The sequence below is a fragment of the Kribbella sp. DT2 genome, from assembly GCF_049844575.1.
In the GTDB taxonomy this organism is placed as follows: Bacteria; Actinomycetota; Actinomycetes; order Propionibacteriales; family Kribbellaceae; genus Kribbella.
This window is the reverse complement of record NZ_JBNCLH010000001.1, coordinates 1,421,615-1,445,834: the sequence shown is the minus strand read 5'-3', so window position 1 is coordinate 1,445,834 and position 24,220 is coordinate 1,421,615. Positions and strand designations below refer to the sequence as shown.

Annotated in this window: 14 protein-coding genes; 6 read left to right on the top strand and 8 right to left on the bottom strand. The window is 68.3% G+C overall.

What is annotated here, in order from left to right:
* Positions 1-25 precede the first annotated feature (25 nt).
* From ACLQ2O_RS06825 to ACLQ2O_RS06810, 4 genes are all read left to right on the top strand, one after another.
* Positions 26-682, top strand: coding sequence for a DUF4097 family beta strand repeat-containing protein (locus ACLQ2O_RS06825; RefSeq protein ID WP_425828332.1), 657 nt, complete (start codon positions 26-28; stop codon positions 680-682).
* Positions 683-709: 27 nt separating this feature from the next.
* Positions 710-2,836 (top strand): DPP IV N-terminal domain-containing protein, encoded by a 2,127-nt coding sequence (locus ACLQ2O_RS06820; protein WP_425828330.1) that lies wholly within the window; start codon positions 710-712, stop codon positions 2,834-2,836.
* A gap of 179 nt (positions 2,837-3,015) precedes the next feature.
* Entirely contained in the window at positions 3,016-3,996 is a 981-nt protein-coding gene (gene trpS, locus ACLQ2O_RS06815; RefSeq protein ID WP_425828328.1) for a tryptophan--tRNA ligase, read from the top strand.
* Positions 3,997-4,045: 49 nt separating this feature from the next.
* Positions 4,046-4,786 carry an endonuclease/exonuclease/phosphatase family protein gene (locus ACLQ2O_RS06810; RefSeq protein ID WP_425828326.1) on the top strand — a complete coding sequence of 247 codons (741 nt, stop codon included), beginning with the start codon at positions 4,046-4,048 and terminating at the stop codon, positions 4,784-4,786.
* Here the strand turns inward: ACLQ2O_RS06810 and ACLQ2O_RS06805 are convergent.
* From ACLQ2O_RS06805 to ACLQ2O_RS06770, 8 genes are all read right to left on the bottom strand, one after another.
* Positions 4,776-5,678, bottom strand: a complete 903-nt coding sequence (locus ACLQ2O_RS06805; protein ID WP_425828324.1) for a TIGR03560 family F420-dependent LLM class oxidoreductase — start codon at positions 5,676-5,678, stop codon at positions 4,776-4,778. The two genes, ACLQ2O_RS06810 and ACLQ2O_RS06805, sit on opposite strands and share 11 nt — an antisense overlap.
* Positions 5,679-5,687: 9 nt before the next feature.
* A complete protein-coding gene (locus ACLQ2O_RS06800) occupies positions 5,688-8,090 on the bottom strand; it encodes a glycoside hydrolase family 65 protein (RefSeq protein ID WP_425828322.1) in 2,403 nt (800 codons plus the stop codon).
* Positions 8,087-8,815, bottom strand: a complete 729-nt coding sequence (locus ACLQ2O_RS06795; protein ID WP_425828320.1) for an HAD family hydrolase — start codon at positions 8,813-8,815, stop codon at positions 8,087-8,089. The genes ACLQ2O_RS06800 and ACLQ2O_RS06795 overlap by 4 nt, the downstream gene beginning before the upstream one ends.
* Positions 8,816-8,883: 68 nt before the next feature.
* Entirely contained in the window at positions 8,884-9,456 is a 573-nt protein-coding gene (locus tag ACLQ2O_RS06790; RefSeq protein ID WP_425828318.1) for a hypothetical protein, read from the bottom strand.
* Positions 9,457-9,535: 79 nt separating this feature from the next.
* Positions 9,536-10,345: a pyrroline-5-carboxylate reductase gene (gene proC / locus ACLQ2O_RS06785; RefSeq protein WP_425828316.1), complete on the bottom strand. Its 810-nt coding sequence runs from the start codon at positions 10,343-10,345 to the stop codon at positions 9,536-9,538.
* Positions 10,346-10,847: 502 nt separating this feature from the next.
* Entirely contained in the window at positions 10,848-11,252 is a 405-nt protein-coding gene (locus ACLQ2O_RS06780; protein WP_425828314.1) for a hypothetical protein, read from the bottom strand.
* A 16-nt stretch (positions 11,253-11,268) separates the two neighbouring features.
* A complete protein-coding gene (locus ACLQ2O_RS06775) occupies positions 11,269-20,388 on the bottom strand; it encodes a LamG-like jellyroll fold domain-containing protein (protein ID WP_425828312.1) in 9,120 nt (3,039 codons plus the stop codon).
* A gap of 321 nt (positions 20,389-20,709) precedes the next feature.
* Positions 20,710-23,229, bottom strand: coding sequence for a tetratricopeptide repeat protein (locus ACLQ2O_RS06770; protein WP_425828310.1), 2,520 nt, complete (start codon positions 23,227-23,229; stop codon positions 20,710-20,712).
* A gap of 144 nt (positions 23,230-23,373) precedes the next feature.
* Here ACLQ2O_RS06770 and ACLQ2O_RS06765 point away from each other — a divergent pair, with 144 nt between their 5' ends.
* Positions 23,374-23,739, top strand: coding sequence for a hypothetical protein (locus tag ACLQ2O_RS06765; RefSeq protein ID WP_425828308.1), 366 nt, complete (start codon positions 23,374-23,376; stop codon positions 23,737-23,739).
* 37 nt (positions 23,740-23,776) lie between these two features.
* A complete protein-coding gene (locus ACLQ2O_RS06760) occupies positions 23,777-24,154 on the top strand; it encodes a hypothetical protein (protein ID WP_425828306.1) in 378 nt (125 codons plus the stop codon).
* The last annotated feature ends 66 nt before the right edge of the window (positions 24,155-24,220 follow it).

Below are 24,220 nucleotides of genomic sequence, written 5' to 3'. Positions count from 1 at the left end.
CACCAACCCGAACCCGGAGAACATCATGCAGAAGTTCGACACCACCGCCCCGATCACCACCGTCCTCGACATCCCGGCCGGCCGGGTCCAGTTCATCGCCGCCGACCGCGCCGACACCACCGTCGAGGTCCGCCCGGCCGACGCTTCGAAGAGCCGCGACGTCAAGGTCGCCGAGCAGACCACGGTCCAGTACGCCGGCGGCGTGCTGCGGATCGTCGCCTCGGCCAGGAACCAGATCCTCGGCAGCTCCGGCTCGATCGAGGTCACCGTCCAGCTGCCGACCGGTTCGCAGGTCGACGCGAAGGCGGCCGCCGCCGAGTTCCGCGCCGTCGGCCGGTTCGGCGCCGTGGCCTTCGACGGCGAGCAGGGCGACATCAAGGTCGACGAGGCCGCGAGCGTCCGCTTCACCACCAAGGCCGGCAACGTCTCGGTCGGTCGCCTCAACGGCTCCGGCGAGATCACCACGATGCAGGGCGACCTCACGATCGACGAGGCGGTCAGCGGCACCGTCGTCCTGACCACCCAGGCGGGCGACATCTCGGTCGGCTCCGCGGCCTCGGCGGCGCTGGACGCCGGCACCACCCTCGGCCGGGTCCAGAACTCGCTGAAGAACAGCGGCGAGACCGACCTGACCATCAAGGCGACCACCACCAAGGGCGACATCACCGCCCACACCCTCTGAAGCACTCACGCAAAGGACAACCAGGACATGACCAGCACGCAGGACTACCAAGCGGCGGAGCAGCTGCTCCGCCGCCCGGCCCGCCCGGGTGAACTCGTTGTCGGCGACAAGGTCCGGCCGCAGTGGATCGACGGCGGCACCCGCTTCTGGTACGCCGTGAACACCGGCACCGAGCACCGCATCGTCCTGGTCGACCCGGCCGCGGGAACCCGCGAGACCGTCACCGAGCCGCCCGCCACCACCGCACCGGGCAGTCCGTCCGCCAACCCGCTCGACGTACCGTCACCCGACGGCAAGTTCGCGGTCTCCCGCCGAGGCCACGACCTGTGGGCGGTCTCGGCCGACAGCGAGTGGGCCCTGACCACCGACGGCGACGCCGACTACCAGTACGGCGCCGGCCCGTCCTCCACCGCCAACCCGACGCTGCTGCGCAAGCTCGGCATCCCCTACCTGCCGCCCGCGGTCGCCTGGTCGCCCGACTCGACGAAGGTGCTCACGCACCGGACCGACGAGCGTCACGTCCGCCAGACCCATCTCCTGGAGTCCAGGCCCGCCGACGGCAGCGCGCCGACGGTCCACACCCAGCGCTTCCCGTACGCCGGTGACGAGCACCTGCCGCTGTCCGAGCTGGTCGTCCTGAATGTTGCCGACGGCAACGTGGTCCGCGCCCAGGCCGAACCGCTGCTGACGCCGGTGATGTCGCCGGTCACCGCCCAGTGGGCGTGGTGGGCCTCGGACGGCTCGGCGGTCTACTACCTCAGCCGGCCGCGCGACCTGCACACCCTCACGCTGCACCGGATGGACCCCGCAACCGGCGAGGTCACCACGGTGATCAGCGAGTCCGGCGACACCCGGGTCGAGCCCAACCAGTTCATGACCGAAGCACCGATCGTCAAGACGCTGGCCGACGAGGTGCTCTGGTACTCGCAACGCGACGGCTGGGGCCACCTCTACCGGTACGACGTGAGCACCGGCGAGCTGCTCGGCCAGATCACGTCCGGCGAGTGGGCCGTGCGGCAGATCCTGCACGTCGACGAGTCCGAGCGGGTCGTCTACTTCACCGCGTCCGGCCTGGTCGCCGAGGACCCGTACCGGCGTACGGTCTGCCGGGTCGGCCTGGACGGCTCCGGCTTCGCCAAGGTCACCGACGACGAGCTCGACCACATCGTCACGGTCTCGGCCAACCAGCAGTACTTCATCGACAACGCCTCCACCGTCGACACCGCGCCGGTGATCACCGCTCGCGGCTGGGACGGCCGGGTGCTGGTCGAGCTGGAGCGCGCGGACATCAGCAAGCTCGTCGCGACCGGCTGGACGGCGCCGGAGCGGTTCCGCGTCAAGGCCGCCGACGGCGAGACCGACATCTACGGCGTGCTGTACCGGCCGCACGGGTTCGAGTCGGACCAGCGGTACCCGATCGTCGACACCCTTTACCCCGGCCCGCAGGTCACCCGGGTCGCGCCGTGCTTCGACCCAGGCGGCATGGGTCTCGACGCGGACCCCCTTGCCGCACTGGGCTTCGTGGTGGTCGCGCTGGACGGCCGTGGCACTCCCGGACGGAGCAAGGCGTTCCACGACGCGTCGTACGGGCACCTGGGTGACGCGGGCTCCTTGGACGACCACGTCGCCGCACTGCAGCAGCTGGCCGCCACCCGGCCGTGGATGGACCTGGACCGGGTGGGCGCGTTCGGTCACTCCGGTGGCGGGTTCGCGGCGGCGCGGGCGATGCTCGACCACGCGGCGACGTACAAGGTCGGGGTCGCCCTGTCCGGCTCGCACGAACCGCACTTCTTCAACGCGGGCTTCGCCGAGGCGTACGACGGCGCCGACAACCCGGAGGCGTGGGCCCGCTCCTCGAACGTGCAGATCGCGGACCGGCTGGAGGGCAAGCTGCTCCTGGTCCACGGCGAGATGGACGACCAGGTCCACCCGGACCACACGCTGCGGCTGGCCGACCGGCTGATCGTGGCGAACAAGGACTTCGAGCTGCTCGTCGTACCGGGTGCTGAGCACGCGTTCCTCGACTGCCTGGCCTACGTCCGCGGCCGCTGCTGGGACTTCCTGGTCCGCGAGCTGAAAGGCACGCCCCCGCCCGGCTACCGCCCCGAGCCGATCGTGATCGGACCGGAGCTGTTGGCCGAGATGTTCGCCTGATCTATGCTGTGCGCGTGAACAACCTGACCTTGCAGCAGTGGTGGGCCGCCTGACGGCGGACCCCCAGCGTTCACACGCATCCAGAGGCCGCCTCGCCGAGGCGGCCTCTTCTTGTGAGAGCCCAGTGTTTGCCCTCGGACGGGGTGGCCCCTCCCCCGACAGAAGAGGACGAGCACGAGATGACTTCCGTATCCGGCATCATGCCGACCGGCCGGCTGACCCTGGGCAACCACCTGGGCGCGCTGCGCCGCTTCACGGACCCGAACGGGTTCTACTTCGTCGCGAACCTGCACGCGATGACCCTGCGGCACGTGCCGCGACGCCTCGCCGAGCTCACCCGGGAGACCGCGACGCTGATGCTCGCGGCCGGCTCTCCGGAGGGCACGGTGTTCGTGCAGTCGGAGGTCCCCGCGCACGTGCAGCTCGGGTACCTGCTCGAGTGCACCTCGTACGTCGGGGAGCTGTCCCGGATGATCCAGTACAAGGAGAAGGGCCGGGACAAACCCATGACCCGGGTGTCCCTGTTCACCTATCCCTGCCTGATGGCGGCCGACATCCTGCTCTACGGCACCGACCGGGTGCCGGTCGGTGACGACCAGGACCAGCACGTCGAGCTGGCCCGCGACGTCGCGATCCGGTTCAACCGCGAGTACGGCGAGACGTTCGTCGTCCCGGAACTGGCGAAGGCGGCGTTCGCGACCCGGATCAAGGACCTGCAGACCCCGACGGCCAAGATGAGCAAGTCCGACGTGGACGACGCGATCGGTACGGTCCGGCTGCTCGACCCGCCGGACGTGATCCGCCGGCAGGTGATGAAGGCGGTCACGGACTCCGAGAACGTCGTACGGCACGATCCCGAGGGCAAGCCGGGAGTGACGAACCTGCTGGAGATCCTTGCCGCGTGCACCGACGGGGACCCCGAAGAGCTTGCCAAGGGCTACCGAAGCTACGGGGAGCTGAAGACCGACGTCGCCGACGCGGCGCTGAGCGTGATCGAGCCGCTGCAGCGTCAGTACGCCGTACTGGCGTCGGATCCGGCAACGGTCGACGCGCTGCTGGCGGCCGGGCGGGACCGGGCGATCGAGGCCAGCGCTCCATTGTTGCTAGCAGCAACCACTGCGATGGGGCTCAACCCGGGTCAGGTATCCACGATGGCTTGAAGGTCGGGGTGGCGGCCGGGAGTCGTTCGGTGTTTGGTTGGATCGAGGGGTGAGTGTGCAGCTGCGGGTGGCGACGTTCAACATCCGGAACTCCTCGGCGCCGGACGGCGACGACTCCTGGCCGGTCCGCCGGGAGTCGACGGTCGCGGCGATCGAGGAACTGGCGGCCGATGTGGTCGGGCTCCAGGAGGTGCTGCCGGACCAGCTCGCCTACCTGCGGGAACGCTTCAGCGGCTGGGAGATCGTCGGCGTCGGACGGGACGACGGGGTGTCGGGCGGCGAGCACTCGGTGGTGATGGTCCGTCCTGGTCCCTGGGCGGTCAAGTCCTTCGAGACGCGGTGGCTCTCGCCGACACCGGAGACGCCAGGATCTGTGGGGTGGGACGCGGACCTGACGCGGATCGCGACGCTGGTCCGGCTCGAGTCCGCAGGTCTGCGCGTAGGCGTCTTGAACACCCACTACGACCACCTGGGAGAAGTCGCCCGGCTCGAGTCCTCCCGGCTGCTCGATCAGTGGGCCACTCCTGATCACCCGTGGATCCTGATGGGCGACCTCAACGCCGAGCCGGGCTCACCGCCGCTCGAGGTGCTCACCGCCGCGGGCTGGACCGATGCGCTGCCCGCCGATGCCGGCGGCACCTTCCACGACTTCACCGGCGTGGCCGGCGAACGCATCGACCACATCCTGGTCAAGCGGCTGCAGGTGGTGGAGGCGGCCGTCGCGCACCACCGACCAGGTGGTCGCCTTCCGAGCGACCACTGGCCGGTGGCGGCGACGCTCAGAGCTTGAGGAAGACCTCTTCGCGCAGGCGCTCCAACGCGTCGAAGCGCTGGTTGCCGCTGCCCAGGAACGAGTCCGGGATCAGCAGCTCGTCGATGCCCGCGTCCGGGTACTGCGCGATGGTGTCGAGCACGTAGGCAGCCGTCCCGATGATCGCCGGGCGGCCGGCGGCGACCAGACTGTCGCGACGGGCTTCCGCCTCGGTGTCGCCGGCGTCGATGACCTGGATCATCGCCTGGGTCAAACGGCGGACGGTCGACGGGTCGCGGCCGATCTTCTCGCAGTGCGCCCGGAAGACCTCGCCCTTGTGGCGCGCGACCTCGGGGACGCCCCAGTGGTTCCACTCGTCGGCGTACCGGGCGACGATCCGCAACGCGACCTTCTCGCCGGACGCGCCGATCAGCAGCGGGAGCTTCACCGGCTTCGGCTCCAACGGAGCACCGGTCAGTTGGTAGTACTTGCCGTCCAGGCTGAAGCGGTCCTCGGTGAGCAGCCCGCGGAAGACCTGGCAGGCCTCCTCGAACCGCGCCAGCAGCTCCTTCACCGGCGGCAGGTCGATGCCGTAGACCTCGTGCTCGTTGACCTGCCAGCCCGCGCCGACGCCCAGCACGAACCGTCCGCCGCTCAGCTGGTCCACGGTCGCAGCCCAGTTCGCCACGACGGCCGGGTGCCGGTACGTGTTGCCGAGCACCATCGACCCGATCCGGACCCGCTCGGTCCGCGTCGCCAGCCCGGCGAGCAGCGCCAGGGCCTCGTTCACCGGGATCGAGAGGTCGTCGCCGTTCTGCAGGAAGTGGTCGGCGATCCAGACGCCGTGCCACCCGGTCCGCTCGGCGTACTCCGCACCTTCGAGAATCTCCTGCCAGGTCCGCGACGCGGCCGGCCACAGGGAAAAGTCCATGAACCGAGCCTATGCCTCGCCCGCCAGGTGCTTCTCGCGGTTCTCCTCCGGGTGCTTGGTGACGGCTGACATCGGCTCGCGACCCACCGGCTGCGGCGGCCTCGGGAGCAACGGCTTGCGCTTCTTCAGGGGCACGGTCACCGGCTGGTCCTCGGTCACCCGGACCTCCTCGCCCGCGTGCAGGAAGGTGATCTGCGCGCCCGGACCGTCGTGCACGGCGTACGTGACCTGGTGGTGCTTCACCTCGACCCGCAGCCGGACCTCGCGCCAGCGGACCCGGAAGACGAGCTCGTCCAGTCCGTCGGGCAGCGCCGGGTCGAAGCTCAGCTGCCCCTCCCGCTCGCGCAGCCCGCCGAAGCCCGCGACGAGCGCCATCCACGCGCCGGCGAGCGACGCCATGTGCAGCCCGTCGCCGCTGTTGTGGTGCAGGTCGAGCAGGTCGATCAGCGCGGCCTCGTACGCGTAGTCGTAGGCCAGGTCGAGATGCCCGACCTCGGCCGCCGCGACCGCCTGGACGCACGCCGACAGCGACGAGTCCCGGACGGTCAGCCGCTCGTAGTAGTCGAAGTCGCGAGCCTTCTCCTCGGCCGTGAACGACTCACCGCACCAGTACGTCGCCAGGATGAGGTCGGCCTGCTTGACCACCTGCTTGCGGTACAGCTCGAAGTACGGCGCGTGCAGCAGCAGCGGGTACTTGTCCTTGGATGCCTCGAAGTCCCACTCCGCGTACCCGGTGAAGCCCTCGGACTGCGGGTGCACGCCGAGCTTCTCGTCGTACGGGACGTAGACCGCGCCGGCCGCGTCGCGCCAGGCGGCCTCCTCCTCGGCGTCGACGTCCAGCTCCCGGGCCTTGGCCGGGTACTTGACGGCGAACGTCGCCGCGGCCCGCAGGTTCCGGGCCGCCATCAGGTTGGTGAACACGTTGTCGTCGGCAACAGCGCTGTACTCGTCCGGGCCAGTCACACCGGGCAGGTGCCAGAGGCCGTCGCGGTCGTGGTGCCCGAGCGAGATCCAGAGCCGGGCGGTCTCCACCAGCAGCTCGACCCCGACGTCGGTCATGAACTGCTCGTCGAGCGTCGCGCAGTAGTACCGGGTGACCGCCTCGGCGATGTCGGCGTTCAGGTGGAACGCCGCCGTCCCGGCCGGCCAGTAGCCCGAGCACTCCTGCCCGCGGATCGTCCGCCAGGGGAACGCCGCACCCTTCAACCCCAGTACGCCGGCCCGCTCCTTCGCCGAGTCGAGGATCGAGTGCCGCCAGCGCAGCGCATCGGCGGCAGAATCCGGCATCGTGTAGGTCAGCACCGGCAGCACGAAGCCCTCGGTGTCCCAGAACGTGTGGCCGTCGTACCCCGCGCCGGTCAGTCCCTTCGACGGGATCGCCCGCCGCTCGGCCCGCGCACCGGCCTGCAGCACGTGGAACAGCGCGAACCGGATCGCCTGCTGGAGCTCCGCGTGGCCGTGCACCTCCACGTCGGCGGCGTCCCAGAAGTCGTCCAGGTACTCCTTCTGCTGCTTGACCAGCCCGTCCCAGCCGGTGAACTGCGCACCGGCCATCGCGGCCGCGACCTGGTCGGCGATCGCCGTCTCCGACCGCAGAGCGGACCAGCCGTAGGCGACGTACTTGACCACGCGCAGCGTCTCGCCGGGCTGCAGCTCGCAGATCACCGTGTTGCGGGCCCAGTCCTCGCGGACGTCCAGGTCGACCTTGTACCGGGTCTTGGTGTCGACCTCGTGGATCATCCCGGACGCCATCAGCTGCTCGCTCTGCCGCGTCCGGTGCACCAGTACGACGTCCTCGGCGTCCCCGTGCTGCGAGACCGGCTCCAGCGGGTTCTCCAGCACCGCCGCGACCCGCGGGTCGGCGGACAGCCGCGGCTGCGACTCGTTCGCGACCAGTTCGGACTGGACCACGATCCGGATCGGCTGGTCGACCGCCTCCACGACGTACTCGATGGCGGCGACCGCGCGCTGCGTCAGCGAGACCAGGCGGCGCGAGCGGACCTTGACCCGTTTGCCGGCCGGCGACGTCCAGTCGACGTCGCGCTGCAGGATCCCGGCCCGGAAGTCGAGCACGCGCTCGTGGCTGTGCAGGTCGCCGTACCGGACGTCGAACGGCGAGTCGTCGACCAGCAGCCGGATCAGCTTGCCGTTCGTGACGTCGACCAGGGTCTGGCCGGACTCGGGATAGCCGTAGCCGGCTTCGGCGTACGGGAGCGGGCGGCGCTCGTAGAACGAGTTCAGGTAGGTGCCGGGGATCGCGTACGGCTCGCCCTCGTCGAGGTTGCCACGCAGGCCGATGTGTCCGTTGGACAGCGCGAACAGCGACTCCGACTGGGCCAGCCGCTCGAGGTCCAGCCCGCTCTCCCGCAGCGCCCAGGGCTCGATCGGGTGCTCGGCGGCGCGATCGGTCACTTGTCGTCTCCGTCCAGCAGCTCGGCAAGATCCTGTACGACGACGCTCGCGCCGTGCTTGCTCAGGGCATCGGCCTGGCCGACCCGGTCGACACCGACGACGTACCCGAACCCGCCGGCCTTCCCGGCCTCGACCCCGGCCAGCGCGTCCTCGAACACGACCGCCTGGGACGGGTCGACACCGAGCTGTTCCGCCGCGGCGAGGAACGTGTCGGGGGCGGGCTTGCCGCGGAGGTTGTCGGTCTTGATCGTGACGCCGTCGACGCGCAGCTCGACGTACTGGGCGAGGCCGGTGACGTTGAGGACCTCTTCGGTGTTCGCGCTCGAGGAGACCACCGCGCGGCGCAGCCCGGCCTCCTGCGCGGCCTGGAGGTAGCGGCGGGAGCCCTCGAAGACGCGGACGCCGTCGGTGCGGATCCGGCGCTGGACGGCGTCGTTCTTGCGGTTGCCGAGACCGTTGATCGTCGTGGCTTCTGGTTTGTCGTCGGCGTCGCCCTCGGGGAGCTTGATGTCGCGGCTCGCCAGGAAGTCACGGACGCCGTCGGTCCGCGGCTTGCCGTCGACGTACTCCTCGTAGTCGTCGGACGTGAAGAGAGCATCGCCACGATCCTTCAGGAAGGCGTCGAACATCTCCTTCCACGCGGCCATGTGCACGGCGGCCGTGTCGGTCAGCACCCCGTCGAGGTCGAACAGGCAGACCGTCACACCCGTTGGCAGTCCCAGCATCGTGCACCTCTCCGTTCGCTGTCCGGTGCTGTCGAGACTAGCCCGGTGGCGGGAACGGATCGGGGACGTCAGATGATGTGCCACCGGATCAGGAAGGCGCCGACCGAGAGGACCAGGTAGAGCAGGACCAGCAGGACGCCGAGGCCAGGGCGCGGGCGGGACCGGCGTACGGGCTGGTCGGCGGCGGCGTCACGGGCGGCCTCGATGTTGTGGGCCACCTCGTCGGTGCGGCCTTCGGTGATGCCGTTGATCTCGTTCTCGTCGCGGCCGGAACCGAGCACGACCGAACCGTCGACGACCTCGACCCGGTCGACGTCCTGCCAGGCCAGGCTGCGCACGAGCAGGCTGGTCCGCGCCTTCAGCGTCGCCTCGGTGATCTCGACCTTGTAGAGCACGACACCGCCCGCGACCCGCACGACCGAGGCGCCGATCAGCGTGAACAGGGCGACCGCGAGGAAGTCGCGGGCGCCCATCCAGAGCCAGGAGTTCAGCACCGGCACCGCCACGAAGGGCAGCACGAACAGCGCCCACGCCCACCACGGGGCACGGTCGAGAGGGACCCGCCACGGCAGCGCGGGCAGACTGGGCACCCGCCCGGCGGCCGGAGCCGTGGCGGCCGGGTCCACCGAATGGTTGTTCATGGCCGGGACCATAGTCGTCTCATCCTTGAAGTGGCAGGAAACCGCGACGACAACACTAACGGTGACCCGGCGTGCAGTGTTACTCCGCGGCGAGATCTCTCGATCTGTTCCGTGCCGCTTCGATCGCCGACAGGAACGCCGCACGGACCTTGTGGTCCTCCAGCTCCCGTACGGCGGCCGCCGTCGTACCGCCCGGTGAGGTGACCCGCTCGCGCAGGACGGTCGGGTGCTCACCGGTCTCCCGCAGCAGCTTCGCCGACCCGACCACGGTCTGCACGACCAGCTCGGTCGCCGTACTGCGGGGCAGTCCCATGTGGACGCCCGCCTCGATCATCGACTCGACGACGAAGAAGATGTACGCCGGCCCGGACCCGCTGATCGCCGTCACCGCGTCCTGCTGCTTCTCCGGAACCCGGACCACCTTGCCCGTCGCCGCCAGCAGCCCCTCGGCCAGCACCAGGTGACTCTCGTCGCAGTGCGCACCCCGGGAGATCGCCGCCATCCCCTCGTCCACGAGCGCCGGGGTGTTCGGCATCACCCTGACCACCGCGACCCCCTCGGGCAGCCGCGACTCGATGAACCCGGTCGTGATCCCCGCGGCCAGCGACACGATCGTCTGCTCCGGCCTGACGACCGGCGCGATCTCCGCGAGCAGATCCGGCATGTCCTGCGGCTTCACCACCAGCACCAACGTGTCAGCCTTCGCCGCGGCCTCGACGTTGGTCACCACGTCGACCCCGTACCGCTCCCGCAACTCGTCGGCCCGCTCCTGCCGCCGCTCGGTGATCAACAACTCCTCCGGCCGCCGCCCAGCCCGCAAAAGCCCCGACAACAGGGTCTCCCCCATCACCCCCGCGCCGAGAACCGCCACCTGCCCGTTCTCCGTCATACGGCCAGGCTAGTGCTTTCCTCCCGCACGCCTCCTCTCATCCCACGCGCCGACTACGCCCCCTCCTCCGTCGCGCGCTACGCGGCGCTCCCGCCCACCCAGTTGGGCGCGCGCTGGCGCGCTCAAGTGCGCGCTGGCGCGCTGAAGTACGAGCTGGCGCGCTGAAGTACGGGCTGACGCCCGGGCGCGCTCCCGCGCGGCCCTGCGGCTACCGCCGCAACTGGCGCGACGTCCGCTCTCACCCTGGCTGATACTCACCCCGCGCGGATCGCCACGGCGAAGAAAGCCGCGGCAGGAGAAGGAGAACTCCCCCTCTCCGACGCGGAACTGACGCCCTCCAGTCCATGCTCGGCGACCTCGTGATCTGGATCAGCACATCGGGAGTCACGGTCGATTGCGGACCGCTCTTTGGAGAGATCTGGTCCACGTGCGAGCGTCCACAAGAGGATCTCCGCAACGGAGGCCGCTCGAGATCCTGGTTTGAATCCCGCACGTTTCGGCGTCAAGAATCCGTTGAAGACAGTCGGGGGAGAGCCGCTACAGCGGATGCAACCTCCCCTGCATACCTCCCTGTGCGGAGAAACAACTCACGTTCACCATGGAATTTGATTACTTGGTTGATCAATTTGAAGAACGTTAAGTACTCATTTTTCGAGAATGCGATACGCGTATCGGCATCGGCATCGGCATCGGCATCGGCATCGGCATCGGCATCGACGAGAATTATGAGTTCGACCTTCGCGGTGGCTTCTACCGGATCTAGTGATCGCAACTTCCGTGAAAAATGCCGAACGTCAGCATCCGCACCGACTTCCAGTAGAACATCATCCGGCAGTTCAGTGAACTCAGTCGCCAAGCGGGCAAGAGTCTCAAGGAACTGGGCTTCGATTTCTACAGTTCGCGTCATGGCGATCGCCTCAACTTCACCTAATTTCCTCCTTAAAGTATCGATATCCGCTCTTCGGAGTGTAGACACTACCAGCCTCCCCCTCCTCAAGCACGAGAGCCTTCTTAGCCGGATCCCAATATGCGATTCGACCACGCTCCAGATACCGAACCTCAACATTTGGAACCTTACCCTTGAGGACATCGGCAACGTATACGTTCAGACGATCCGGATGAACGCCACTCACGTAATGCGTCGCATCCTTCTTATTCAACGCCGCCTGCTCATCGGAATGCTTGACAATTCGTTCTGCTTGAGCGTCAGCCTCGGGATCATCGTCATCGTCGTCTGGTGGTTGGGCTGCTCCGGAGCCGGTTAGGGCGCGGATGTAGGGATTGTCGGACGGCTCATCGCTGAGATCCTTGATGAGGAGGACGCCGGTGCCGGCGACGACCACGACGCCGACGGCGCCTGCGAAACCGCCCATGGTTCCTGGCGGTAGCCCCATGCCAATGTTTCCGCCGCCCCCAGCGAAAGCGGGCAGGCCGGGTCCGCCGCCACACTGGCAGATCATCGGCAGGCTCATGCCAGTGGTCATCAGCGACCCAAGAGAACCGGTTTGGGTGACGTTGCCGATGGTGGTGCCGAGGGTGGTGACGGCGTTTTGGTAGGTGAGGTCGGCGGAGCCGCCGGTTTGGCCTGTGCGGTCTACGTAACCGCCGTTCTGGTCGGCTGGGCGGGTGGGATTGCTTGGGCAGAGGCTCGGGTTGGTGGCGCTGCACTGAGGGGTACCCGGCGGGATGACCGGGATCTTCTGGGCGCGGTCTTCCTGGTCCTGGAGGGCCTTCTCGGTCTTCTCGCGGTCCTCTTGCTCCTTCTTCTTGCGCTGGCACTCGGCGTCACACACCGGCGGGGGAGGCTTTATCGGACCGCAGCTCCGCTTGCATTCCCCGCCTCCGCCTCCTCCGCCTCCTCCGCCGCCGCCGCCGCCGCCACCGCCACCGCCACCGCCACCGCAATTCTTCTCGCACCCGCCCGGAGGCGGCGGGATCGGGTGGTTCTTCTGACAATTCTTCACGCACTTGGGCGGCTTGGCCTTCCAATCACACGTCGTGATCCAGCCATGTCCATCATCGACCACTCCCCAGTACGTTTTGCATGTGTACTCGGACGTGCCGCCGTCTTCTGGATCGGGAGCATTGCCGGTCGGGTCTCGCATCAGGACCGGGTTACCGGCGGCGTACGCGTACAGGTTCGGCAGAGACGAAGCTGAGCCTGCGGCGTGGCTGATGGTGTCTCGGGAGTTGAAGGTGCCGGACTCGGGGTTGTACCAGCGGGCGCCCTGATTGACGTCGCCGCTGCGGGGGTCGGTCCAGTCGCCTTGGTAGCCGATGCGGTACTTGAGGCCGTTGGCGTCGGTGGAGTTGCCGAAGGGGTCGTAGGTGCGAGAGTCCGGCAACCCAGCTGCGAGAGTGGTGTCGGTGGGGTCGAAGCCGCCGATGATGTCGCCGTGGCGGTCTGCGAGGACCAGGCGCTTGGTGGTTTCGTAGCCGACGGAGAGCAGACCATCGCTGGCGCTGCGGCCGAAGGACTGGGTGCCATCGGTGACGACCTCGTCGCTGAACCCGGCGTAGCGCATCCGCGCGGTCCCTGCCGCGACAGGGCGGTCTAGGGCGTCGTAGGTGAAGTCGCGGTCGGAGCTCTTGATCATCCGGTCGAAGGCGTCGAAGGTGAACGCTTCCGTAGTCGCGCCGGCCTTCTTCGACAACAAGCTGCCACGCGCCGAGTAGGTGTAGTCGGACGTGCCGTCGTTGAGGAGACGGTTGCGTTCGTCGTACGTCGCGAGCTTGGTTCCGGCCTTGGTCCGGTTGCTGGCCGCGTCCCAGCCGTACTCGGTGGTCTTGGTCCCGGCCGTCCAGGAGGTGAGGCGGCCGAGCTGGTCGTAGACGTAGGTGTTGTCTGCGGCACCGGCGACGCCGGTCGTCTTCTTGCTGGTGACGTTGTTGTCGGCGTCGTAGCCGTACGTCATCGAGGAGACGACGGTCTGTCCGGCCTTCAACGTGTCGGCGTTCATCCGACCGTAGGCGTCGTAGCCGACAGTCCGGAGCCTGCCGGAACCGTAGTCGATGGTGCTCAGCTGCCCGGCGGTGTTGTAGCCGAGGGTCTGGGCGGTGCGGGTGACCGGGTCGGTGACTGTCGCCGGGCGGCCGTTGAGGTAGGTGAAGTCGGCCGTGCCGGCAGCGTCGATGCGCTGGGTCAGCTGTCCATCGGCGTCATATCCCTGAGTCGAGGTACCCGACGGGCCGTCGGCGCGCAGGAGCATGCCGCGGTCGTTGTAGTTGTAGGTGTTCGCGCCGTCGATCGAGCTGCTCGAGATCAGGCGCCCAGCAAGGTCGTACCCGAGCTCACGGGTGGCGGTCGACGCCTCTGCACCGGTCCCCTCCTCCTTCAGCAGCCGTCCGACAGCGTCGTAGGTGCGAGCACGCTGGACTCCACCTGGCGAGAGCAGCAGCGAGGAGTTGCCTGCCGCGTCGTACGAGGCCGTCCAGGTACGGTCGGCCGGCGCCGGATGGGCGGTGGTCGACGGTTCGACCACCTTCTCGGGCAGGCCGAGAGAGTTGATCGTGTACGTCGTGGAGTTGCCACGCCCGTCGGTGTAGCGGGTGCGATTGCCCGCGGCGTCGTACCCATAGCCAATGGTGATCGACTGGGTCGCCGTCACCGGATCGACCTGCTGGGTCAGCCGACCTAGGGCGTCATAGATGTACGTCGTCGCGCGGTTGCCACTCGCCGGCGTCGAGCTGATGACGTTCCCGTCGGCGTCGTAGCCGAGCTGAGTGGTGCCTAGCGAGTTGTTGGAAGCGTCGAGCAGCTTGCTGGACACGAGCTGACCAGCCTTGTTGTACGACGCGATGCTGCTTCGGCCGAGCCCGTCGCTGTTGCGGACCTGACGGCCCGCGTAGTCGTAGCCCAGCTTGGTCAGCACGTTGCTCGGGTCGGCCGACTGCGTGAGCTGACCGAGTGTGTCGTAGGTGTTCGTTGCAATCGCGCCGGATGGAGTCTGCGCCTTCACGACGTTGCTCAGGTCGTCGTACGTCAACCGGGTGACGAAGTTCCCGGCGACCGGCTTCCGTTCGACCGCCGTGGTCGTGACGGGACGGTCCAGATCGTCGTAGGTGTACTTCGTCACCGCACCGAGCGGATCCGCCGCCGACTCCACCTCGCCGTTCGGCGTGTAGGTCAACTTCGTGAGCGCCCGCTCGTCGTTCGTCTTGCCCGGGGAGTCGACCTGGATCTGGCGGCTGAGGTGGTCGTAGGTGAAGCGCGTGGCGTTTCCTCGCTCGTCGACCTGCGCCAGCACGTTGCCGACCGCGTCGTACTCGACGGTCGCCTTGGGGGTCAGCGCTTGACCGCCTGGCGGTGTGTACGGCGCACCGGTAACCTCGACCGGACGACCGAGCTTGTCGAAGGCCGTCCTGCTGATGTTGCCCAGGGCATCCTTCGCCGAGGTCTGCTGCCCGAAGGCTCCGTAGCCCACGCTACCGGTCGGCTGAACCTGAGCGGCCGCACCACCGTTCTGCTCGGCTTGGACCTTCGGAGCTACCGTCCGGATCTGGCGCCCGAGCTCGTCGTACTCGAACTTGGTCGTGAAGTCCGCCTTGACCGCCCCGGTCACGTTGCCGCGCGGCTGGACCTCGGTGAGCTTCAGACCACGCTGGTCGTACGTCGACGAGGTGGTCACCAACGACCCGTCCGTGTTCTGGACCTTGGTCTCGACCGGACGTCCGGCCGTGTCGAACACGTAGCTGACGACATCGGTCACGGTCGTCGGCCCGGCCAGGTCGGCGTTCGACCAAGCACCTGTGGTTTCGCGCTTGGTGACGTTGCCCACGAGGTCGTGGGTGTCGGTCGACTTGCGCTTCAGAGTCTGCGGGTCCGCGGTGGTGGTCGCCACCCGACCCGCGACGTCGTAGGTGTAGTCGATGGTGGTCTTGCCGTTGTCGGTGACCAACCGGGTCCGGTTGCCGGCCTTGTCGTAGGTGTTGTTCTCGAGAACGAAGTCGCGGGTCGTCCCGTCGGGGTTGTGGAACCCGACCAGCGTCGCGCTCTTGAGGGTGTCGTCGCCGTTGTAGGCGTAGTTCGTGACCCGCTTCATCGCGTCGACGTCGACCGACTTCCGGCCGGCTGGGTCGTACCAGGTGGTCTGCTGGACCGTGTAGTCGACGCCCTCGGCCGGTCCGTCCTCCGGAGTGTCCTCCGGGTCGTCCGGTGTCGCGCCCGGCATGTTGAAGTCGCGGACCTCGGTCAGCAGGTTGAGGTCGTTGTAGGCATACTCGAACCGCGCGCCTCCTGCGTCCTGCGACCAGGTCTTGTTCCCGAACTGGTCATAACCCTGCTGGGTCTCCTTGCCGGTCGCGTCGACGCTACGGATCACACGTCCACGGTCGTCGTACTCGAACGTTGTCACCCGCGGCTCGTCACCGGTCAGCAGGTCCTTGGCGGTCGACTTCGCGACGTTGCCGTCGTCGTCGTACTCGATCTCGGCCTTCTGCTGGTGCTTGTCACCCGTCACCGCGTCGGTCGTGACCGGCCCGGTGACGCTGACGACGCGAGACATCTTGTCGTAGGCGTACGTCGAGGTGACCCCGGCCGGATAAGTGTCCGAAACCTGCGTCTCGGTGAGCTTGCGGCCGATCTCGTCATAGGTGTACTTCGTGACCAGCCCGGACGGAGCAGTCAACTGAACGACCTGACCGTGCTGGTTGTAGAGGTACTGCGTCTGCGCCGTCGTCGTCGCCGAGATCTTGCTGGTGGACGTGCGAAGCAGTCCAGCAGGCATCGGTTGCCCGTCAGGACCCGTGGCCACACCGTCGGTGTAGGTGTAGTTGACCTCGCCACCGTCAGGGCTGCGTTCGGTGACGAAATCGCCCGCCGCGTTCAGCGACGTACTGCGCCGGTAGGTGTCATCTGCCGCACTGCTCGACCTGCCGTCGCGGTAGATCGCCAGCTTGTCCCAGCGCGGATCCAGCGGGCTCCACGCCGAGTTCGCGTGGTACACGTTGAACTCGGTCCGGCAGTCCGTCGCGCCCGTGCGGCACGTCTTGGTCGAGGCGACGTTGCCGCGGGAGTCGTAGGTCATGCTGACCTCGGCCCCGACCTCGCTCGTCACCTTCGCCAGTACGCCGGTCTTGTCGTAGGTGAAGCTCCTGATGCCGTACCCGGATCGCGGCCAGTCCACAGCCACCTCGGGCGCCGGCGAGCTCGGATGGTCCTCCGCCCTGGTCCGCGCCGCGAGCGGACGACCGACCCGCAGCAATCTGCCCGCGAGCGCGTCGTACTCGTAGACGTACGACCGGTTGGCCGGGTCGGTGACGCGGACCGTACGCCGAAGATCGGTCTCTCCCCCGCTGACCTTGGGAGTGTCCAGTTGCCAAGAGCCACCGTTCGCGTCGACGTACTCGGTGATGCGATCGTCGGCGGGGTTGTACCGAAGCTGGGTCAGCGTGCGCCCACCGGGCGTGGTGATCGACGTCAACTGGTCAGCGGCCGTCTTCCCCAGCTCGTAGTGGCTCTGGATCTCCTTGGCCGAGATCGGATGCGAGTACAGGGAGACCTCGTCGATCAAACCCTCGAAGTACCGGGTTGCCTCCGTACCCCACCCGGGCCAGTCAGACGCGCGGGCGGTCGCCGCCGCACCGATCTGACCGATCGGGAAGGGATCGTTGTCGATCGTGCCGGTGTCGAGCCTGCCGACGAGAGCGCCGTCCAGGTAGACCGTCTGGCTGCCGTCTGACGCGTTGAGCGCGACGTGGTGCCACTGGTTGTCGTTCACCAGCGCCGAGGAGGTGATCGGTGCGGCCGCGCCTTGCCAGAACTGGCCTCGGAGCTTGCCGTCGCTGCCCACGTAGAGCAGCGGCATGCCGGCAGTCGGCGCCGTACCCAAAGCCTTGTTCTGATACCCGATCAGCGGCTGCGAGCCGGCGGCGCCGGTCTTGAACCACATCTCGACCGACGCATCACGGCTTCGATTCAGCAGACCGTTCCTGAGCCCGACCGACGACTTCGCCGCCGCACCACCGAATCCGGTCGACTTGTCCGCCGTACCGACACCCGCCAGCGCGGACTCCTGTCCAAGGGAAGTCTGACGGTGCGATCCGAAATCGGTCCGCGGCGCGATGTCGACCTCGTTCGACGCCAGCCCGACAACATCGGACAGCCGGTAGTAGGCGTCCGGCTTGCTGTCCAGCACCGCGCTGCGATAGTGCGAGCCCTGCTCGAAGTTGTACGTCGTGCACTTCTGCTCGGAGTTGCATGCCTTGGTCAGCGCGTCTCCGGTGTATTCGTAGGTCCACGTCAACGGCGTCCCGCCGACCGGCTGGCTGCTGACCGAGGCGATGTGCTTGCCGTCCTGGGTCCAGGCGAAGGTGAGCTTGCGCCCGGCGCCGTCCTGGCTCGCTACCGACTGCAGCTTGGCCGCGGCCTCGGTGCTGTCGTAAGTCAGTACGAGCGGCTTGCCCTGCACACCGGAGACTTTGCTCAGCCGTCCGCTCGTCGCGGCGAACTCGTACTTGGTTCCAGGCGCGATCTGCAGCGTCCATGGCCCCGAGACCGCACCGGTCAGAATCGCCTTGGAACCTCGTGGAGCGGCGTAGCTACCGTCGGTGTTGCGCGCGAACCGTACTTGCCGCCCGTCCGGATAGGTCACCAGCGCACCGAAGATGGTCTCTGGCTTGACCCGCATGTCGTAACGGCTCGACCAGCCCGCACCGAACAACCCGTCACGACGCGGATCAAGACTGTTGTACGTCCTCGCCACGTTGAGCTCCGGACCCGCAACCGGTACGACGGCATCCAGCGCCGCCGTCGTGTAGTTGCCGCCCTGAGGATCGAACGGCTTGTCCCCCGGCTGAGCCTCAGCGCTCGCGAGGTGCGCCGTGATCACCGGTTGCGGAACGTCGGTGAACATCGTGATCGGCTGAATGGTCTTCACGACACCGTCGTTGTCACGAATGTACGGTCGCCACTCGTACTCCTTGTTCCAGGCGAGCTTTCCGAACGGCACGACCCACGTCTTGGCCGCACCGTAGTCACCACTGGTGAAGCAGTTCACCCGGTGATCGGTGCCAACCACCTCGCACATCTCGAAGCGGTACTGAATGCTCGTCTCAGGCGCGTCAGGGTCAACTGCGTCCGCCCACACCTGCGGCCTCAACGTCGTTGCCTGAGCTCCGTTCAAAGGCCAAACCCCCGCCGGATCCACGACCGGCGGAACGTTCTGCACCACAATGTCGATCCTCAGCGGATCGATTCCCCAGTCCGTGAATGTCCTGGGGATACTGCCGTCCTGATGGACCATCGTGAACTCGATCCGGTACCGCGTGCCCGCCGCACTACCGGGCAGCTTCTGCACCGACACCGGCAGCGTCATACCTCCCAGATGGGAAACGATCGTCGGGAACTGCGTCTTGTGCGCGTTCTCCGTGTGGACCTGATTGCCGGCGCTGTCGAAGACCCGGTACGTCATGAAGTCCACGCCCGGCTGCCAGGTGTAGGCACCCAGATTCTTCACGTAGATCGGGAACTTGCCGGGCTTGTCCTGGGTGACATAGTCCGCAGGGCTCTGCGGCATCGCAGCGTACGACGCCCGGTACGGCGAGTGCGTCACCACCAGCCGCGGCGGGTTCGCGGTGTCGACACCGGCGAACTTCTTCCACGACGCCGAGTCGTTCTGGTTCCGGGCACGCACCGCCAGACCCCAGTTGTCACGCGTCCCGTCAGCCAGGCTCTGGATCCAGTCGCGGCCGGCGGCCTGGAGCTCGATCGGCTGGTAGCCGGCTTTGCACGCCGACGACGTCTGCCCCGTCGCGATGTAACCCTTCGCGAACCCCGCACCGCCGAAAGCGGCCGGCGTCACCGGCGGACCGGGGAACTTCAGCTGCGCCTGAGGGATGTTCTGCCAGGCCTGCGTCACGCCGTGAACATCGACCCAGCGCGCCGCGCACGAACCCGACTCGTAGTTCAGCAGGTCGAGCCGTGCAGTGAAGATCTTGTGGAACTTCAAAGCAGGGACAAGGCTTGGGAAGGACAGGTACGACGCGAAGACGTTCCAGCCCGTGCTCGGGCACGCGGTCTGTCCCGGCCCCGGGCGGCAACCGACCTGCAGCGACTGGCCACCGTCGATGCCGCCGTTCAAACCGGTGCTCACCGCGTAGCTCGGCTTCTGGGACTCCGTCCAGTAGAACGTCGGATCGACCTTCACCGGGTACACCCGCGCTGGATCGTCCAGCCAAGCGTCGTCGACGACCACCTTGATCGCCGGCTTGCCGTCGACCGTCGTCAGCTCGTACTCGATGGCAGTTGACGTGGCAGGGCTGCCGTTCGTCGCACTGCTGTCCTCCATCACGCCGGCAGGGATCTTCCCGCGCTGTACGCCGTTCTCGTCGGTGAGGACGATCTCCTTGCCTACCAGCGACGGCGTGAGATTGTCCGTCAGCTGCAGCGGGAACGTGTAGGTGCGGCCGGAGGTCTTCGCTCCGAGGATGATGGTTTCCTTGATCCCCGTCGGCTGCGACTCCAGCTCCAGGTCAGCCCCGGGCGCGACCCCGGGAAACAGAACCTTGTTCTCCGACATCTGTCCGGCGACATCGCCCGCGCCCAACAAGCTCCAGCCGAAGTTGTGGCCGTTCCCCAGTTCCATCTGGACCAGCGGAGTGTTGTTCGCCTTCGGCGCGATCCACGAGTAGACCTCGTTCGAGATCACCTCCCAGCCGCCTTTGCCTTCCGAAGGCGTTAGATCGGCATCGATCTTCGCCCACGAACCATCCGGCTTCTTGAAGTTCAGCGGACCCTGGGACAGCACAGTGGTCTCGGTCTTGTCGGCATTGACGAACGTCTGCGAGAACCGGTCCCGCCGCTCGGGCAGCTCCTTGCTGGTCTTCTCGCTGAAGCTGTTCGCCGGGTCCTTGGCATCTGCCGCCGGAACCACCTCCGGAGGCGTCTGCTCGACCTTGTCCGCCGGCGCCTTCACACCGCTCGGGAACATCGACCGCAGCGACGGCGGGACCGTGGTGTTCTTCCCGACCGGAAGCCCCGCCGCGGCGGGATCCGTCGTACCGGCTTGCTGTGCCGGCGCTGAAGCCTCGCCTCGCCCCGACATCACCGCCAGCGGCAACGCAGCCGCCGCTACGGTCGGGACATTGGCAGAGCTGAGACCACTCAGCGGAACCGCCAAAGCGATGGCAATCGCAACCGCCTGACCGATACGAACGCGGGCACGACGAGCACGAGCAGACGGCCGGGACTTGGCCATGGTGTTCCCCCAGGGGCGTGGATGACCTTTGACAGGCCCTGGGGTCCCCCGACCCCTCCAGCGGCAGCCGCGACCGTATCAAGCCCCTCTCACAAGCCGCCAGCAATGTGCAGGAAGCTGCAAATTCTCGAAAATCTGTAACAGCAGACTGCGGCTCGGGTCACACCATCAGGTGTTGTTCGACCGGACCGGTGTCTCCAAGTCGGTGAACAGGTTGCGTGCCTGGGTGTGACGGTCGCGCGCGGCCGCGGTGTCGCCGCGGGAGGCGAGGACATCCCCGAGGCCGCGCCAGGCGCGGGCTAGTTCGTAGCGGTCGTCCATGGTTTCCGCGTCCGCCATCGCCTGGGTGTGGGCCTCCGTCGCCTCGTCGAGGCGGGCGGTGCTGGTCAACGCCGTGCCGAGGTCGTTGCGGACCTCCACTGCGAGTGAGCGGTGGCCGATCTCCAGGACCACGTCGAGTGCCTCCGCGTGCAGGTGCACCGCGGCGTCGGCGTCGCCCTGGGCCAGCCGGATGCGGCCGAGCAGGTTGAGGCCGTCGGCCTCGTTGCTGCGGAACTCCACCTTGCGCGACAGCGTCAGCGAGCGTTCGGCGTACGCCGAAGCCTGCTCCAGATCGCCGAGGCGCTCGTGGCCCGCGCCGAGGTTCAGCAGGGCGTAGGCCTCCTCGCAGGTGTTCTCCCCGAGTCGTCGGGCCTTCGCCAGTCCTACCTCGAACTCGGTCAGCGCCTGGTTGACCAGTCCCAGCCGGAGCAGTCCCCAGCCCAGACCGCCGCGGTGCGTGCTGGCGCTCGGGGACAGGACGTCCTCGTCGTCGAGCAGCGCCAGTGCCTGCCGGTAGCAGTCGACGGAGTCCTGGTAGCGGCCCAGCCGGTAGTGGCCGAGGGCAACGTTTCCGAGGCACAGGCCGATGCCGACCCGGTTGCCGATCCGGCGGACCAGCTCCAGGGCCTGCTGGTAGCAGTCGCGCCCCTCGGCGTACCGGCCCAGGCGCCAGTGCACGCAGCCCAGCTTGTTGAGCGCCAGGCTGCGGGCCCGGTCGTCCTGCGCGGTGGTCACGGCCAGGCGATGGATCACCTCGGCCTCGGTGAAGGAGCCAGAGGTGTCCAGGTAGTAGTGCGCCGCGGTCGATACCGCCGTCACCGGTTCCGCCAGGCCGGCCTCGGCCGCCGCCCGGGTCACGGCGGCCAGGTTCGCCCGCTCGGCGTCGAACCAGGACCGGGCCTCGTCCCGCCCTGCGACCGGAGGCAGTTCCGCGTCGGTCAGCTGCCCGAAGTTCCACTGGATCACCTCGTGCGGCGCGTAGGTCCCGCCCGCCCGGAGCACGCCGGCAGCGTAGAACCCGACGAAGCGCGTCAGCGCGTCCCGGCGCGCGGCACCGCGGTCCTCGTCCCGGGAGCGGTCGTGCGCGAACAACCGGACCAGGTCGTGCAGACCGAACCGTCCCGGCTCGCTGCTCTGGATCAGGCTGGCCCGGACCAGCTGAGCCAGTTCCAGCTCGACCTCCGCACGGTCCAGCCCGGCAGCGGCCGCGGCGGCGTACCCGTCGAAGTCCCGGCCCGGGTGCAACGCGAGCACCCGGAGCAGCCACCGGCGCTCCGGCGGCAGGGCCTCGTACGACAAGGCGAGGGCCGGGCCGACGCTGTCCTCCAGCCGCAACCGGTCCCGGTGCTCGGTCAGCCTCTCGAGGTGGTCGGCCAGCGACCACCCAGGCAGGTCGTCGATGCGCCCGGCGACGACGGCCAGCGCCAGTGGCAGGTGGCCGACCAGCTCGGCGATCCGCAGCGCGGTGGCTTCGTCCGCGTCGACCGCCGCCGATCCCGCCGTACGACGGAGCAACTGCAGCGACTCGGACTCGCTGAACACTCCGATCGCCAGCCCTCGTGCGTTCGTCCCCCCGTCGAGCTGGTAGCGGCTCGTCACCAGGGTCGGACAGCCGGGCGCCAGCAACGGGTGCAGCTGATCCTCGCTGGCGGCGTTGTCGAGCAGCACCAGAACGTTGCGCTCGGCCACCAGCTGGCGGAACCGGCGGATCCGGCTCGACAGGTCCAGACCGAGCACCTGACTGCCCGGCACCCCTAGGCGACGCAGGAACCCCTCCAGCACGGCCTCCGGATCGGCAGGTGGCCGTGCCGGATCGAATCCGCGCAGGTCCACCGCGAGCTGGAGGTCGGTACCGTGCCCGGCTGCCACCAATCGGTGTCCCAGGTGGCGCGCCAACTGGGTCTTGCCGACACCGGCCATACCGCCGATCACCACAGTGGTCGCGCCGGCCCGGTAGGCGGCCAGCACCTCGGCGACCTCGGCCTCGCGCCCGACGAACCCGTCGGGATCCGCGGGAAGGCTGTCAGCGACGGTCACGATGCCGGCGTCGGCAGCCCGGCCGCCCACCACCTGGTGCGCCTGCCGCCAGGCGGCGACGTGCGACTCGTCGTCCAGCAGCGCCGCGGCGATGTCCACCACCAGCTCGACGTCCAACCGGCTCCGGCCGGGCTGCAGACAGCGGTAGACCGTGTTGTACGCCGGCAGCTCGTTGACGCCCCTTCGCCGCCGCGACGCCGTCACCCGGCGGTGGATCTCGTGGTACGAGACGCCGGCCCAGCTGCGCAGCGCGCGCAGCCGGAGCACCAGCTCGTCCGCGGTCCGTACGCCGGTCGGCTCCGGCGGTGCCGTCGTTCCCGTTCGCCCCATCGAGCCCCCGTCCTCGGCGCCACCACGGTCCGGGCCGGAGCACCGCGAACGCCGAGTGGTCGAGTTTGGTCGAGAACGGCGACACGGGCAATGCGCGGGCAGCAGGGTCGGGACCTCCACCCGCTCTCCGAAGGAGTCCCCACCATGCGCGTCAGGTCACTAGCCGTCGTCAGCGGTCTCGCTCTGGCCGGTCTCGCGGTCGCCGCACCCACGGCGACCGCCGCTCCGGAGCCGACCGGTTCGGCCGCCGCCGAGCCGGCGATCATCACGCTCACCGACGCCGAGGTGGCGACCCGGTGTGTTCGCGTCCTCGGGCAGAACTACCACTCGGCCAGCTGCTACCGCCGGGCGGAGGGCAACCAGTACCGGGCGGTGGTCGACTGCACGAACAGCGGCCTGCGTTTCGGTCCGTGGCGCAACCAGACCGCTGACCTGAGCACCGTCTCCCGGATCAACTGCCCGGCCGGTGGCCTCGCCCAGTTGTGGGCCATGCAGTTCCGCACCCAGTGACCGCACATCGACCCTTCGGCCCTCTGAGAGGAACCGCATGAACACCAGACTCCGTGCCTCGCTCGTCGTCGCCGGACTCGCCGGCGCCGCCCTGACCGTGACCGCCCCCGCCGCGTCCGCCGCACCGTCCCCCGAGCCCGCCGCAGTGTCCCTCGCGGCCGGTAGGACGCCGCTCGCCGCCGCCCCCGACTGCGTCCAACGCAACGCTGGGCCGACCTTCTTCACCGTCAGCTGCTACACGCGGGCGACCGGCAACCAGTACCGGGCCGTCGTCAGGTGCAGCAACAGCACCTGGCACTACGGGCCGTGGCGCTACCACACCCTCGAGCTGACCAACCGGTCCCGCGCGAACTGCCCGGCCGGCACCACCAGGCTCCCGCTGTACGACCACGCCGAGACCCGGATCTACACCTGAGCGAAGACGCTCACCTGAACGCCGACGGCCGGGCCGGGATCCTGCGGGGGATCCGGCCCGGCCGTC